Genomic DNA, 13994 nt, shown 5'->3' with positions numbered 1-13994 from the left:
CCCCAGGTGCCCGTCCGGACGTCTCCCCGGGCGCGTCGGCGGCAACCCCGCCGCCTGGCGCCCGCGACTGGCCCCGGAGCCTGTCGAACAGTCCCATCTACCCCTCCGTGGCACGGGTGACGAGAGAGGCGATCTCCCGCGCGTAGCGCCGCCGGTCGCCGTGTTCGAGGTCCAGGATGTCCTCCAGGCTCCAGTGGAAGTGGTAGGCGATGTACGCGATCTCCTCGTGGAGACGGTCGGTCGCGTACGTCACGATTCCCCCAGGCGGCTCCCGCCGAGCTCCACCTCGAAGGGCTGCTCGCAGTGCGGGCAGGTGACCCCGGCCCGGGTGTGGCCCTCGGCGTTGACCTGCCGGTAGAAGTCCTGGAGGAAGGCGAGGTCGGAGGCGAACATGTTCTCCACCACGCCGTCGTGCACCGAGGTCAGACCGCCGAGCCGGGTGATGACCCGGCCGAGCAGCACGACCGACAGGTAGGCCGGGTTCTCCTGGACGCGGACGTCCCGCAGCGGGACCAGTTCGTCCCGCGCGGTCGCCAGGCGCATGGTGCCCGTGCGGTGCACGGTGCCGGACTCGTCGACGTAGCCGCGCGGCAGCTCGAACTCGAACTCCGTGCGCAGCCGCTGCGGTTCGGGGTCCGGGGCCGGGGCCGGAGCCGGGGCCGCGACGGCCGCCTCGGGCGGCGGGGCGGCTTCCGCTGCCGGCGCGCGGACGGCCGTGCGGCGCATTACTCGATTTCCAGTTCTTCGAAGGTGATGGTGACGGTCTCGGTCAGCGCCGACGCCTCACCGGCCTTGACGGTGCTGGCGTCGATCTTGCTGCACCAGGCGTTGCGCAGGTTGTACCGCTTGACCGGGTTCAGCTCGTAGTCCATCACCATGATCGTGGCGTTCTTGCGGGCCGTGGACATCTGGCCCTTGATGGACTGCTGGATCCACTGGGTGAACGCCGGGGACGGGGTCATGCCGCGCACGACCGTGCACTGCCCCGCCTTCTGCACGCCCGGCATCTTGCTGACCTTGGGCTTGCCCTGCGCGGAGACCTGCTGGTACTCGATGACGTCCTGTTCGAAGCTCAGGCCGCTGACCTCCTGGAGGTACTCGACCATGACGCCGTCGATCTGGATGCCGAAGTTATGTGAGGTGAAGGAATCACCGGGCTGGAGGCTCATGAACCGCTGTCTGTCCTTCTGCTACTGGTGCACCGACTGGACGGAAGAAAGGGAAGAGCGGAGAGGCGGCGCGCGCCGCGGAACCGCTACTCCTCCAGCTCGCCGCTTCCGCTGGAGAACTGGGCCAGCCGGAAGATCACGAACTCGGCGGGCTTGACGGGCGCGATGCCGATCTCGCAGATGACCCGGCCCAGGTCCACCGACTCCGGCGGGTTGGTCTCCTCGTCGCACTTGACGTAGAAGGCCTGCTCCGGGCTGGAGCCGAACAGGGCGCCGGCGCGCCACTCGTTGACCAGGAACGCGGAGACGTTGCGCCGGATGCGGGCCCACAGCTGGTGGTCGTTGGGCTCGAAGACCACCCACTGGGTGCCGATCAGGATCGACTCCTCCAGGTAGTTGAAGTACCGGCGGATGTTGATGTAGCGCCAGGCCGGGTCGGAGGAGAGGGTGCGGGCGCCCCAGATGCGGATGCCGCGGCCGGGGAAGGCGCGGATGCAGTTGACGCCGATCGGGTTGAGCAGGTCCTGCTCGCCGCGCGTGACCTGGTTCTCCAGGTCGACGACGCCGCGGACGACCTCGTTGGCGGGGGCCTTGTGCACGCCGCGCTCGAAGTCGTTGCGCGCCCAGATCCCGGCGACGTGACCGCTCGGCGGGACCATGCGGCCCTGGCCGGTGGCCGGGTCGAAGATCTTGATCCAGGGGTAGTAGACGGCCGCGTACTTGGAGTCGTAGCCCGCGGTCTCCTGGCGCCAGACCCTGATGTCACGGGCGTTGAGCCCGGGCGGCGGGTCGATGACGGCGACGCGGTCGCCCATCAGCTCGCAGTGGGCGATCAGCCCGAGCTGGACGGCCTTGACCGCCTCCAGGTCGATCGCGCCGCGCTGGTAGGCGGCCATCAGGTCGGGGACGGCGACCATCGAGACCTCGTCGACCGCCTCCAGGCCGCCGAAGCCGGTGCGGTCGGCGGAGTCGCCGAGGTACTCGGCGGGGCCGGGGTGGGCGGCGGACGTCTCGGCCGGGGCACCCGCGGGCGCGGGGGCGGCGGGGGCGGGACGGACCAGGGCGACCGTCTGGTTCTCCGGCCGGGCCAGCTGCCCGGCGGGGGCCGCCTCCTGGACGGTGATCAGCTTGGAGCGCTCCTTGACCTGCGTGACGACGTAGGAGCGGTTGCCCTTCTTCGCGCTCACGTCGAAGGTCTCGGCGACCTTGCCGTCGTCCTTGACGATCAGCTTGAACCGCTCGGCCGGACCCTCGCCCTCCGGGTCCGCCACCTCGACGCTGAGCGCGCCGCCGGGGGTCAGGGCCCGTACGGAGAACGTGCCCAGCTCGGCGGGGGCGCCCGGGGGCAGCTGGGCCGGGGCGCCGGCGGATCCCGCCACGGCGGCCGGGGCGCCGGTGGCTCCGGCCTCCTCCCCGCCGGGCGCGCCGCCGATGCGTACGACGTACGCGGCGGAGCCGCCGTTGTTGAAGAACCCGTAGACGGAGTGCGCGAGGTAGTACCCGTCGGTGAACTCGCCGAAAGCGGCGACGTACTGGGACCAGTTGGTCACCAGCGTCGGGGTGTTCAACGGCCCGCTGGGGGCGAGACCGACGAAGGCGGCCACCGACGTGCCCACCCCCTCGATCGGGCGGGAGCCGCTGGCGACCTCCTCGACATAGACGCCCGGCGACAGATACGACGGCATGCGCTGTGCTCCTCGGGGTAAGAGTGAGGAAGAACGTGGGACCTTCACACCCTTGACCGGGGCGCCACAGCGCGGCTAGGTCCGTCGGGACCTGCCAGGGGGCAGAGCCGGTGCCCGAAGGTACGGGCGGAGCCAGGCGGGCAGACCCCGGCCCCGGGTCCTGCCGTGCCCGTGGCACATCGCGTACCCGGATGAGCCCGGATCAGTCCGTCTGCCCGTAGAAGTGCTGCCGTCGGCCGACGAGCTGGTGGTACAGCGCCTGCCGCTCGTCGGAGCCGTCCTGGGTCTTGTTCAGCTCGGCGTACCAGTCCCGCTTGATGTCGTCCAGGAACGCGCGCCAGTCGCCGCTTCCCTGCGCGTCCCCCATCTCCTTCAGGTCCACGTAGCGTTCGTTCTTGCTCAGCCCGCCGGAACCGATCTTGTCCCGCTTGTGGCCGTGGAAAACCGATTCGGGGTTGGCCGTGGCCTCGGTGGACCGGATGTCGTGCTTGTAGCCGACCGGGCTGGGCTTGTGGGGCCCGACCGTCTCGATGCCCACCAGCAGGGAGCCGTCCTTCTCCGCGGTCGGCGCGGTGAAGACCAGCAGCATGTGGCCGTGCGATCCGGTCGGCAGAACCACGTCGCCGTTCCAGTCCTTCGAACCGATGCCGCCGCCGGGGATGTCCATCCCCGACATCTCCGGACCACCGGGCGTGAGACGGTTCCCGATGGAGACGAGGGTTCCGCCCGTCTCCTTGAAATCGCCCCGTTCGCCGTCCTTGTTCTTCGTGATGTCGGTGCCGTGCGTGGCGAAGCCCCGCTTGTCGACGAACGGGGCGCGCCGGCCCTTGTTGTCGGTGACGCCCAGGAATTCCGTCAGGGACGCGGCCGACTCCCCGTTCCTCAGGGCCGGGATGCGGATGTGGACCCGGCCGCCGTGAGCGAGGGCCCGGACGACGTCGCCGTCGCGGTAGTCGATGTGCTGCTTCTGCTCCTTGTCGTAGATCTTCAGCCCGTGCTGGAGGACGAGAAGGACATTGGTGAAGACATCGCGGGCCTTGTCCGCCTTCGCCTGGTGCTGGGTGACGTGCGGCTTGTTCGCGTCGGCGTGCAGGGCGGAGGCGGGAAGCCCGGCCGGGTGCAGCGTGGCGACGGCGGTGTCGCGTATCTGCTGGTCGCGCTCGTCCTTCAGGGCTTGCTTGTCGTCCTCCGAGAGGTTGCGGCCCTTGATGTTGAAGAAGCGGCCGAGCGTGTAGTCCGGAGCGTCCGGAATGGGCTCGCCCTGGAGATGGGCGTTGTAGGCCAGGGTCGCGGTGAGGACGCGCTTGCCCGCCGGAAGATTCATCCAGTCCTTGTAGTTGCCCTTCCTCGTGTACTCCTGGGCTTCGGCGACGGTGCCGATGCCCACCTTCTTCAGCCAGTCGGGGTTGGCCGTCGCCAGCGTGCCGATGTCCGCCAGTTCCTGCGCGTTGAACACCTCTCCGCTGAGCACCCGCCGCTCCAGGGTGCGCCGCAGGCGCGCGTTCCCCGCCGGCATCCAGTCCTCCGGCCACCACGTGCCCGGCGCCAAGGGGGCCACCTTCATCTTCGGCTCGACGGTGTGACCCTCGATCGACCGGCTGAGCCGATCGATCACCTCCTTGCCCTTGACGTCCTTGGCGGGCTGCTCGGCGGCGGCCGCGCTCGCGCTTCCCTCCCCCGCCCGCTGGACGGTCGCCTGCCCGATCACCCTGCTCGCCGCGAGGTTGCCCACGGAGCGCTGGAGGGCGACCATCTGCCCTGGCGTCATCGGTCCGCCGGGGCCCGCGGGTACGTCCGGCTTCGCGGTGGCGCGGTCCGGTGCGGGGCGGACCGGGGGCCTGGACCGGCCGGAGGACGGGTCGTGGTCCGGCTTTCGTGTTGCGTGCATGGGCTTCGCCGCCTCCTAGATCCGGTACGTCCGCTCCCTCTGGTTAACACGCTGCGCGGACATGCCGGTAGAGACTCCGGGGCAACCTTGGGGGCAGCGGCGAGTACCGGGAGCCGACGGCCGCCCGGCAGGGCAACGCGGCGGTGCCTTCAGGCAACGGAACGTGCCCCGACGCCTGCGACAGCGGGCGGGCGTCCGCCATAGCGTCGTTGCGGTGAGCCTTTGGACCTCTCTGGAACCCGCCTCGACCACCGTGGACCCCGGCGGCTCGGCCACCGTGCGGCTGCGGCTGCGCAACACCGGTGACGTCGTCGACGAGTACCGCTTCGTACCCGTCGGCGCCCTGTCCCCGTGGACGACCGTGGAGCCGCAGACGCTCCGGCTGTACCCGGGGACGACCGGCACGGTGGAGCTGACCTTCGCCCCGCCGCGGACGCCGGACGCGGCCGCCGGGCCGCATCCGTACGGGGTGCAGATCATCCCGACCGAGCACCCGGAGGCCACCACCGTCCCCGAGGGCAACGTCACCGTCACCCCGTTCAGCGAGGTACGGGCCGAACTCGTGCCCCAGACGGTCAAGGGCCGGTTCCGGGGACGGCCCAAGCTGGCCGTGGACAACCTCGGCAACGTCAAGCTCACCGCGTCCATCAGCGGCAGCGACAACGGCGACCAGCTCTCGTACGACATCCACCCGGCCAACGTCCAGATCGAGCCCGGCCGGGCCGCGTTCATCAAGACCACCCTCAAGCCGCGGCAGACCATCTGGGCCGGGGCCAAGGAATCCCGGCCCTTCACCCTCTCGGTGCAGCGCTCGGGCGCCGAACCGCTCCCGGTGCAGGGCACCTACGAACAGCCGGGGCTGATGCCGCGCTGGCTGGGCGTGTTCTTCAGCATGCTCATCGCGCTCACCATCGCCTTCGTCATGATCTGGATCTCCTACAAGCCGCAGGTGAACACCCGCGCCCAGGACCGGACCGAGGAGGCCGCCGCCAGTGCGGTGCCCACCCCGGCGCCCTCGGCCCCGAGTTCCGCGCCCGCGTCGAAACCGGCGGACGAGCCGACGCAGCAGCCCGGCGGGGACGGCGACGGGAAGGGTGCCGGAGGCGGGGGCGGGGGCGGAGCCGACAAGCCCAAGCCGAAGCCGGTCGACCCGTTCGCGCGCGTCCTGCTGCGGAACGGAACCACCCAGAAGTGCGCCGCCCCGAAGGAGCCGGGCGGCAAGGCGGGGGGCAGGGCCGCGCAGTTCCCCTGCGACGGCGGCAACAACGGGCAGCTGTGGGACCTGGAGACGGTGTTCGCGGGCAAGGGGCCGAACAACGCCAACCTGGTCCAGATCCGCAACACCATGGACGGACTCTGCCTGGACCTGCCCGAGACCGGCGCACAGCCCGCCACCTCGCCGATCTCGGAGGCGCCCTGCACCCGCAAGATGGACGACAACCAGCTGTGGTGGGTGGAGAAGCGGCCCAATACCAACGGGCTCCACTGGATCCACAACTACGCCAGCAGCAACCTCTGCCTGGACGTCGCCGGTTACGCCTCCAAGGGCGAGGACAAGGCGGACGGCACCAACCTCACCCTCTTCGACTGCTCGGACGACGACGACCAGACGTGGTTCATCGTCAAGCCGGACGCGCAGCAGCCTTGAGGACGGCGCGGGCCGCTCACCAGGTGACCTCGTCCAGCACCAGGCGGCCCGCCTTCCGGTACTCCCGCCGCGCCCCGGCCAGCAGATCGGCGCCGGTCACCGGCTCGCCACGACCCGCCGCCGCGTACGCCGCGGTCACCACCGCGCTGCGGATGGAGCCGCCCGCCAGCTCGAAGTCCCGGGCGCACGGGCCCGGGTCGATGCCGTCCTCGCACGGCACATGGGCCAGGCTGTGCCGCCACAGGGCGAGCCGCTGACCGGCGTCGGGGAACGGGAAGTCGACCACCGTGTCCAGCCGCCGGGTGAACGCGTCGTCGATGTTCGCCCGCAGATTGGTGGTGAGCAGGGCGATCCCGTCGAACGCCTCCAGCCGCTGGAGGAGGTACGCGCTCTCCAGGTTGGCGTAGCGGTCGTGGGAGTCGTTGACCTCGGAGCGCTTGCCGAACACCGCGTCCGCCTCGTCGAAGAGCAGCACCGCGTCGGTGCGGTCGGCCTCGGTGAAGATACGCTCCAGGTTCTTCTCGGTCTCGCCCACGTACTTGTCGACCACCGAGGACAGCTGGACGACATACAGGTCCAGGCCCAGATCGGCGGCCACCACCTCGGCGGACATGGTCTTGCCGGTGCCGGACTCCCCGGCGAACAGCGCCAGGACGCCACGGCCCCGGCCGCCGCCCGCGCTCAGCCGCCAGTCGCCGAGCACCCGGTCGCGGTAGCGGGCGCGCAGGGACAGCTCGCGCAGCTGGCCGAGCGGCTCGGCGGGCAGCACCAGATCGTCCCAGCCGACATCCGGCCGGATGCGGCGGGCGTGGTTCTCCAGACCGGAGGCGGAGTGCTGCCGGGCCGCGCGCCGCAGATGGTCCGGGCCCAGCGGGGCGCCCTCGAAGGCGGCCAGCTTCCGCGCGGACCGCGCCGCCCGGCGGATCCGCTCACCGCCGAGCCGGTACGGGGCGACGGTCGCCGCCAGGTCGAACCCGGCGTCGTCCCTCCCGCCGACGCCGAGCGCGGCCGCCCAGGCGTCCACCCCGCCCGACGGCAGCCGGGGCACGTCCAGCACCAGGGGGTCGTGCTCGCACCACTGCGGGTCGTACGCCGCCCGGCCGGTCAGCACCACCGGTACGCCGGGCGCCGCCAGGGCCCGGATGAGCGGTCCCGGCCGCTCGGGCAGCGGGGACACCACGATCCCGCAGCCGCGCAGCCGCGCCTCGCGCAGCAGTTCCGGCACCGGGCCGAGGGCGTCGTGCCGCCGGTCGTCCGGGCCGTGCTCCTGGTGCCCGGTGGCGACCGGGGTGAAGTGCAGCGCCTCGTACCCGGCGGCGCTCAGCGCGGTGGCGGCGCACAGCAGTCCGTCGCCCTCCCGCTGTTCGCGCAGGTAGACCGTGCACGGGGCGGTGGCGAGGTGGGCGGCGAGCCGCTCCATGGAGTGCGGGGACGGTTCGGCCGGGGCCGGTTCGCCGGGGGCCGGTTCGCCGGGGGCCGGGAGCATGCGGGCGCGGCCGTCGAGCGCGGCGTCCCGGGTGTCGTCGCCGAGCAGATGGGCGACCAGCCGGTCCGGGACGCTCAACGAGCGGCTGAGGAAGGGCCGTTCGGCCTCCTCGACGACCAGCAGGCCGAGTTCGGCCAGGGGCGCCGTGGGGTGGAAGCGGGCCCGGGCCGCGGGATGGGCCGCGGACAGACCGCACACGTCGAGCACCAGCCCGACGGTGGCCCGCCGACGGCTGACGTCGTCGTTGAGGTAGCCGTACAGCGGCTCGAATCCCCGGTCGAGGTCGGGCGCGAGCGCGATGAGCAGGGCGGCGGTGTCCAGGTCGGTCAGGCCCAGGCGCCGGACGAGGCCGGGCAGCCGGTCGCCGTCGCGCTCCGGCTCGTCGCCGGAGCCGTCGACGGGCCCCGGCGCGGCGCCGTCCTCCGGGTGCGGCCCGTCGGCGGACCGCAGCAGATGGTGGCGTACGGCGTCGTCGGACAGATAGAGGCCGCGCAGCAGATCGGTCGCGGTGGGGTCGCCCGCGCTGCGCCGCTCCACCAGGGCGGCGATCCGCTCCCGCAGCCGGGCGAGCCGGGCGAGCAGCGCACCGGCCGGGTCGTCGGACGGGGCGTCGTGCACGAGCGTGGCGCTGTCGGTCACCGGGTGTGTGCTTCCGTGGTCGGCCTGTCGAGGTGGCGTGACTGGTGCATCCGCTCGCCGTCCTCGGCTCCGTCGATCTCGCGGGCGCGCACCAGCGTGCCCTCGGTGACGGGCGGCCCGGCGTCGTAATCGGGGTACGCCGGGAACGGCACGGTGATCACCAGATCGATGGACGGTTTGAGCGTGCCGCCGAGCGCGGACCAGATCTCGGCCAGCGAGCGGGCCTCGGTCTGCACCCCGGCGACCGTCAGCGGCACGCTCAGCCCCAGCTCGGCGAGCGGCTCCGGAAGGATCTCCGGCGGCAGCAGTTCGCGCGGCAGCAGGGTCGCCAAGGCGGCCGACAGCAGTCGGTGTTCGTCCTCGGGCCGCTTGGTCCACGCGGTGAGCAGGTACGACAGCCGGAACCAGCGCGGCGGGCGGCGCCTGCGGACCACGATCCCCTGCCCGTCGCGGATGGCGGCCGCGCCGCGCTCGCGCCGTTTGACGTCCTCCCGGATGTCGTACAGATAACAGTCCAGGACCGGGGCGTTGCGCCGCGCGGACCATTCCTTGGTCGGGGCGTCGAAGGCGATCTCGATATCACTTCCGGTGAGTGCTCCGCCCTGGAGCAGCGTCCGCAGCAGTGCGTCGACTTCGTGAATCACGAGATGTACCCCTCGCGCAGGGCGTAGGCCACGGCGTGTGCGCGATTGCGCAGGTCCAGCCGCGTCGTCAAACCCTGCATGATGTTCTTGACGGTCCGCTCCGAATACGACAACTTACTAGCAATTTCCCCAGTTCCCATTCCCTCCGCGACCAGCCGCAGCACGTCGATCTCGCGCGGGGTGAGGCCGGAGGGCTGGGCGACGGGGTGGCCGGAGGCGCCCGGCCGTAAGCTGCCGACCTGGCTGATCAGCCGCCCGAGCAGATCGGAGGGCAGGTCGCCGTCGCCGTGGAAGGCCGCGGTCACGGCCCGGAGCAGCCGTCCGCCGGTGGCCTCGTGCCGCCAGACGATGGCGCCGACACCGGCTTCGATGACGTCCAGCAGCTCCGCCTCGCGGATCAGGCTCACCACCAGGACGGGGTGCAGCCCCTCGCTGCGCACCAGTCGGCGCAGCTGGGAGAGGAGCGCCTGGTCGGGGGATTCGGCGAGCAGCACGGCCACCCCGTCCCCGCTCACGGCGGCCTCGTCGACGAGGTCGACTTCCGGATGCTGCCGCAGCTGGCTGATCGTTCCTTCTCGTGAGATCGGATCCGGCGCATGGACCACGACCGGAATCTTTTTCTCGGGTTCCGCGATCACCGAATGGAAAGTTCCGCGCACTTTTCCCTCCCCTGCCGCCGCGATGGTACGACAGCTCCCGTTAACAGCCGTACGGGCGGAATCCTTTCTACCACTTGGATATTTGAGGACCGCGTCCACGACGCGCCGGGAAAACTGTTCAGAAAAGTGCCCAGAAAACTGCTCGGAAAGTGGCCGGTTATTGTTCACCGGGGTGCTCACCGCCGGATGGGCACCGCCGGGTGGCAACCCAGGAACCGCCGCTACCCTCCTCCCTCAGTAAGCGCTTGAGCAGCGCACCGGCAGGTCGGCAAGGGAGTGCCATGACTCACCGTGACAGCCACTCACCCGGGAGTCTGGGTGAGCACTTACGCGCCGCGCGACAGCGCGCCTTCGTCGGACGCGACCGCGAACTGGCCCGCTTCCGCGCGGCCCTCGACGGATCCGCCGACGCATTCACTGTGCTCTTCCTCACCGGGCCCGGCGGCATCGGCAAGTCGTCGCTGCTGCGGCGCTTCGCCGACGAGGCGCACGCGGCCGGGCTGACGGCGGTCGAGCTGGACGGGCGCAGCGGCGAGTGCTCCCCCGCGGCGTTCGAGGCGGACGCGGCCGAGGTGTTCGCCGCCGACCGGCCGGTGCTGCTGGTCGACACGTTCGAGGAGTACCAGTCGCTCGAAGGCTGGTTGCGGGACCGTTTCCTCCCCCGGCTGCCGCTGGGGTCGCTGGTCGTCCTCGCCGGACGGCAACCGCCCTCGGACCGCTGGCGGACCGACCCCGGCTGGGCGGGGATCCTGCGGGTCGTCAGGCTGCCGGAGCTGCCCCGCGGCGAGGCGGTCGCCCTGCTCGCGGCGCGCGGGGTGCCGCCGGAGCGGCAGGCCGGCGTCCTCGCCTTCGCGGGCGGCAACCCCCTGGCCCTGTCGCTGGCCGCCGAGGTGGCACGCGACCCCGAGGAGGACAACGGCGCCTGGACACCGGCCCAGGACGTGATCGGCTCGCTGGTGTCCCGGCTGGTCGGCGAGGTGCCCTCGACGGTCCACCGGCAGGCCCTGGAGATATGCGCCCACGCGCACATGACCACCGAGGAGTTGCTGCGGGCCGCCCTGCCCGGGACCGACCCGGCCGCACCGCCCGCGGCGGACGCGGCGGACCTGTTCGCCTGGCTGCGCGGGCTGCCGTTCATCGAGACGGGCCCGTGCGGGATCTTCCCGCACGATGTGGTGCGCGAGACCCTGGACGCCGATCTGCGCTGGCGTGATCCGCAGCGCTACCGGGCCATGCACGGCCGCATCCTCAGCCATCTCGTCGCGCAGGTGCAGCAGGCCCGCGGCGCCTCCGGTGCCCCCGGCGGCTCCTTGGGCTCCGGTTCCGCGGCCGGCCCCGCGCTGCGCGGCCTGTCGGCCGCCGTGCTCTACCTCCAGCGCGACGGGTTCGGCAGCAACTGGTTCGGCGCCACCCGGCCGCACGAGGTGTACGAGGACACCCTGCGGCCCGGCGACCGCGCCGCGGTGCTCGAACTGGCCGCCCGGGAGGGCCCCGAGGAGAACGTGGCCATCGTCAGCCACTGGCTCGACCGGCAGCCCGAGTCCTTCCACGTCTACCGGCGCTCGGTCTCGGGCGAGACGGTCGGCTTCATGTCCTGGCTGCGGCTCACCGAGGCCGAGGCGGCGGACCAGGACGCCGATCCGGTCATCGCGGCGGCCTGGGCGCATGCGCGCCGCACGGACCCGCCGGGGGCCGGAGAGCACCTGGGAATCGCCCGGTTCACGGTGCGCGCCGACCCCAACCCCTCCCCCGCCGGGGACCTCATGAGCGCGCGGATCATGGCCGAGGTCCTCACCGGTGACGGGCTGACCTGGGCGCTGGTGGTGATGGACGACTTCGAGACGTATCAGCGGTCCTCCTTCGTGGCCCATTTGGGCCCCCCGCCCCTGGTCCGGGTCGGCGGCCGGCTCTACGGGCTCTTCGGCCACGACCAGCGGAAGGTGTCACCCGACACCTTCCTCCAGCAGACGATGCAGCTGGACGCCGCCCCCGGGGACGCGCCCGCGCCCCGTACCGCCGACGCCCCGGAGCGCGCCCAGGGCGCCCTGTCCCGGGCGGAGTTCGACGCGGCCGTACGGAGCGCGCTGCGCTCCTGGCACCGGCCCGACGCGCTGTCGGCCAGTCCGCTGCTGCACACCGGGCTGGTGGCCGCCGACGCGGCCGACCCGGTGGAGGCGCTGCGGGACGTCCTCGCCGAGGCGGCCGGGAAGCTGCGCGCGGACCGGATGGGCGAAAAGCTCCACCAGGCGGTCGCGACGACGTTCTTCGAGGGCGCCCCGACCCAGGAGTCCGCGGCCGCACGGCTCGGCGTGCCGTTCAGTACGTACCGCCGTCACCTCACCCGCGGTGTCGCCCGGGTCTGCGAACTGCTGTGGCACCGCTAGGGGGTGTCAGCGGGTGACCAGCACGCTCACCGTCAGGGCGCCTTCGTTGTCGTCCAGGCAGGTGTCGCCGTCGTTGATCCGCAGCTCCAGGGTCCCTTCGCGGGCGGCCCGGAAGCGCCACTCGCGCTTGACGCGGTGGCTCGGCAGGCTCTTGGGGTTTCCGGAGAAGCGGCCCAGGAGGGTGCCGAACGCCGACGAGCTGTACGGAAGGCGCTACCCCGACGACCACTCCCCGCCCGAGAGCTTCTGCTTCTGCTTCGGCCGCCGCTACGAGGACATGCTGATGCTCGCCGGGCCCTGGGCGACATCGACCACTACGACCCGAACGGCTGGGACCACGGGGAGGGCTGGAAGGGCACGGTGGCCTCCTCCCTGCCCTCGCTCGCCGTCCTGCTCGGACTGCTCGCCGAGCGGGCGGAGGCCATCGAGGCGGTCGAGGACGACGAGGAGGCCCGGGCCGAGGCCGTCGGGGAGCTGCGCGCGCGGATGACCGCCTTCGACGCGTACGTGGAGGACACGCCGTTCTGGGATGAGGTGTTCGAGTATCTGGCGGAATGACCGGTGCTCCGGGCGGGCCCCGGGTGTCCAATGGGCCGCGGGCCTTCGACGACGCCGTACGGGACTTCCTGGCCGCCCACCCGGACGGCACCGTCGTCACACTCGCCGAGGGGCTGGAGACCCAGTACTGGCGGGTGGACAACGGGCGCTGACCGCGATCGCCCGCTTCGGCTGAGTGGCCGGTTTCTTATCCGCTTCAACTGATCAATGAGTCAGGCCACACCGCATCACCCGGACGAAATTCCGATGTCTTACCGCCCATAAGGGGGCATTCCCCTCCCGCGTCCATTGCGCTTATCTCAACACCTCCGTACGGTGTCGGCCATGCGGCAAGAGTTCGACGTCGCGGCGCGCGTCCGTCAGGTGATCGACGAAGCGGGCTGCAGCCAGCGGGAGTTCGCGCGGCGTGTGGTGATGGACCCCTCCAAGCTGTCCCGCTCGCTCGGCGGCACCCGCCGTTTCACCGTCGCCGAACTGGCCCGCATCGCCGACGCGGGCCGGGTCGACGCCGGGTGGCTGCTCGGCACCACCGGGCCCGGCGAACCCGCCGCCGACACCCCCGAACCGGCCGCCCGCACCTCACCCCCCGAGGGCGGGCGGCCCCTCCAGATCGTGCGGGAGACCGTGCGGCTGATCGCCGAGCACGGCTTCCACTCCGTACGCGTCGCCGACATCGCCGCCGCCTGCGACACCAGCACCGCCGCCATCCACTACCACTTCCCCGGCCGCGCCGAATTACTGGAAGCCGCCGTGCGCTGGTGCATGGACGAGGACACCATGCGCCGCGCCGCCCGCCTCGCCGAGGCCGACGACGCCCTCGAGGAGCTGCGCCAGCTCATCGACCTCCAGGTCCCGGACAGCACCCAGCAGCGCCACCAGTGGCTGGTGTGGATGGACCTGTGGTCCGAGGCCGCGCGCTCGACCGCCATCGGGCAGCTGCACGCCGCGTTCTACCGGGAGTGGCGGCGGACGATCGCCGAGGTGATCCGGCGCGGCATCGACCAGGGCGTCTTCCGCGACGTCGACCCCGAGTTCAGCGCGCTGCGGCTCACCGCGCTGATCGACGGGTTCGCCACCCAGGTGGTGGCCACCGCGCCCGGCGAGGGAGGGACGAGCGCGGAGGTCATGCGCACCGCCTGCCTCGCCTACCTCGACACGGAACTGTCCGCACAGCCCCCTCACCGTCCCGACGAAACCCGTTCATCCCCGTTCCCGTAGCTACGGAGCAGTCGCA

At 71.9% G+C, this 13994-nt stretch carries 12 protein-coding genes and 1 pseudogene; 5 read left to right on the top strand and 8 right to left on the bottom strand.

Features of this window, described 5'->3' with window-relative positions; all coding sequences use genetic code 11:
* Positions 1–97: 97 nt before the first annotated feature.
* The 5 genes from LCH29_RS01410 to LCH29_RS01390 form a co-directional block, all read right to left on the bottom strand.
* Complete coding sequence (locus LCH29_RS01410; RefSeq protein ID WP_179936315.1) at positions 98–253, bottom strand: DUF6760 family protein; 156 nt, start codon at positions 251–253, stop codon at positions 98–100.
* Positions 250–726 carry a hypothetical protein gene (locus tag LCH29_RS01405; RefSeq protein WP_446459806.1) on the bottom strand — a complete coding sequence of 159 codons (477 nt, stop codon included), beginning with the start codon at positions 724–726 and terminating at the stop codon, positions 250–252. The genes LCH29_RS01410 and LCH29_RS01405 overlap by 4 nt, the downstream gene beginning before the upstream one ends.
* On the bottom strand, positions 726–1169 hold the full coding sequence (locus LCH29_RS01400) for a phage tail protein (protein ID WP_123100677.1): 444 nt from the start codon (positions 1167–1169) through the stop codon (positions 726–728). Before LCH29_RS01400 ends, LCH29_RS01405 begins: the two co-directional genes overlap by 1 nt.
* 86 nt (positions 1170–1255) lie before the next feature.
* On the bottom strand, positions 1256–2854 hold the full coding sequence (locus LCH29_RS01395; protein WP_446459805.1) for a phage tail sheath subtilisin-like domain-containing protein: 1599 nt from the start codon (positions 2852–2854) through the stop codon (positions 1256–1258).
* Positions 2855–3056: 202 nt separating this feature from the next.
* Positions 3057–4742, bottom strand: coding sequence for a PE-PGRS family protein (locus LCH29_RS01390; protein ID WP_446459804.1), 1686 nt, complete (start codon positions 4740–4742; stop codon positions 3057–3059).
* Positions 4743–4956: 214 nt separating this feature from the next.
* Between LCH29_RS01390 and LCH29_RS01385 the strand changes: the two genes are divergently transcribed.
* Positions 4957–6390, top strand: a complete 1434-nt coding sequence (locus LCH29_RS01385; protein WP_446459803.1) for an RICIN domain-containing protein — start codon at positions 4957–4959, stop codon at positions 6388–6390.
* A 16-nt stretch (positions 6391–6406) separates the two neighbouring features.
* Here LCH29_RS01385 and LCH29_RS01380 read toward each other — a convergent pair whose 3' ends face one another.
* From LCH29_RS01380 to LCH29_RS01370, 3 genes are read right to left on the bottom strand one after another with little or no spacing between them, the layout of a single operon-like run.
* The gene (locus LCH29_RS01380; protein ID WP_446459802.1) at positions 6407–8515 is read right to left on the bottom strand and encodes an ATP-binding protein; all 2109 of its coding nucleotides are present in this window, start codon (positions 8513–8515) and stop codon (positions 6407–6409) included.
* Complete coding sequence (locus LCH29_RS01375; protein WP_446459801.1) at positions 8512–9159, bottom strand: DUF4255 domain-containing protein; 648 nt, start codon at positions 9157–9159, stop codon at positions 8512–8514. Before LCH29_RS01375 ends, LCH29_RS01380 begins: the two co-directional genes overlap by 4 nt.
* Positions 9156–9842 (bottom strand): LuxR C-terminal-related transcriptional regulator, encoded by a 687-nt coding sequence (locus tag LCH29_RS01370; protein WP_446459891.1) that lies wholly within the window; start codon positions 9840–9842, stop codon positions 9156–9158. Before LCH29_RS01370 ends, LCH29_RS01375 begins: the two co-directional genes overlap by 4 nt.
* A 257-nt stretch (positions 9843–10099) precedes the next feature.
* On the opposite strand from LCH29_RS01370, the gene LCH29_RS01365 reads away from it, so the two are divergent.
* The 4 genes and pseudogenes from LCH29_RS01365 (at position 10100) to LCH29_RS01350 (ending at position 13978) form a co-directional block, all read left to right on the top strand.
* Complete coding sequence (locus LCH29_RS01365) at positions 10100–12202, top strand: ATP-binding protein (RefSeq protein WP_446459800.1); 2103 nt, start codon at positions 10100–10102, stop codon at positions 12200–12202.
* A 360-nt stretch (positions 12203–12562) separates the two neighbouring features.
* Entirely contained in the window at positions 12563–12760 is a 198-nt protein-coding gene (locus LCH29_RS01360; protein ID WP_446459799.1) for a hypothetical protein, read from the top strand.
* 38 nt (positions 12761–12798) lie between these two features.
* Positions 12799–12909: pseudogene (locus tag LCH29_RS01355) on the top strand (class I SAM-dependent methyltransferase); the annotation flags it as partial.
* A gap of 175 nt (positions 12910–13084) precedes the next feature.
* Positions 13085–13978 (top strand): TetR family transcriptional regulator C-terminal domain-containing protein, encoded by an 894-nt coding sequence (locus LCH29_RS01350; protein ID WP_446459798.1) that lies wholly within the window; start codon positions 13085–13087, stop codon positions 13976–13978.
* The last annotated feature ends 16 nt before the right edge of the window (positions 13979–13994 follow it).

The sequence above is a fragment of the Streptomyces sp. BRA346 genome (assembly GCF_052851135.1).
The sequence above is the reverse complement of the archived record's forward strand: the minus strand, read 5'-3'. Positions and strand labels throughout refer to the sequence as shown.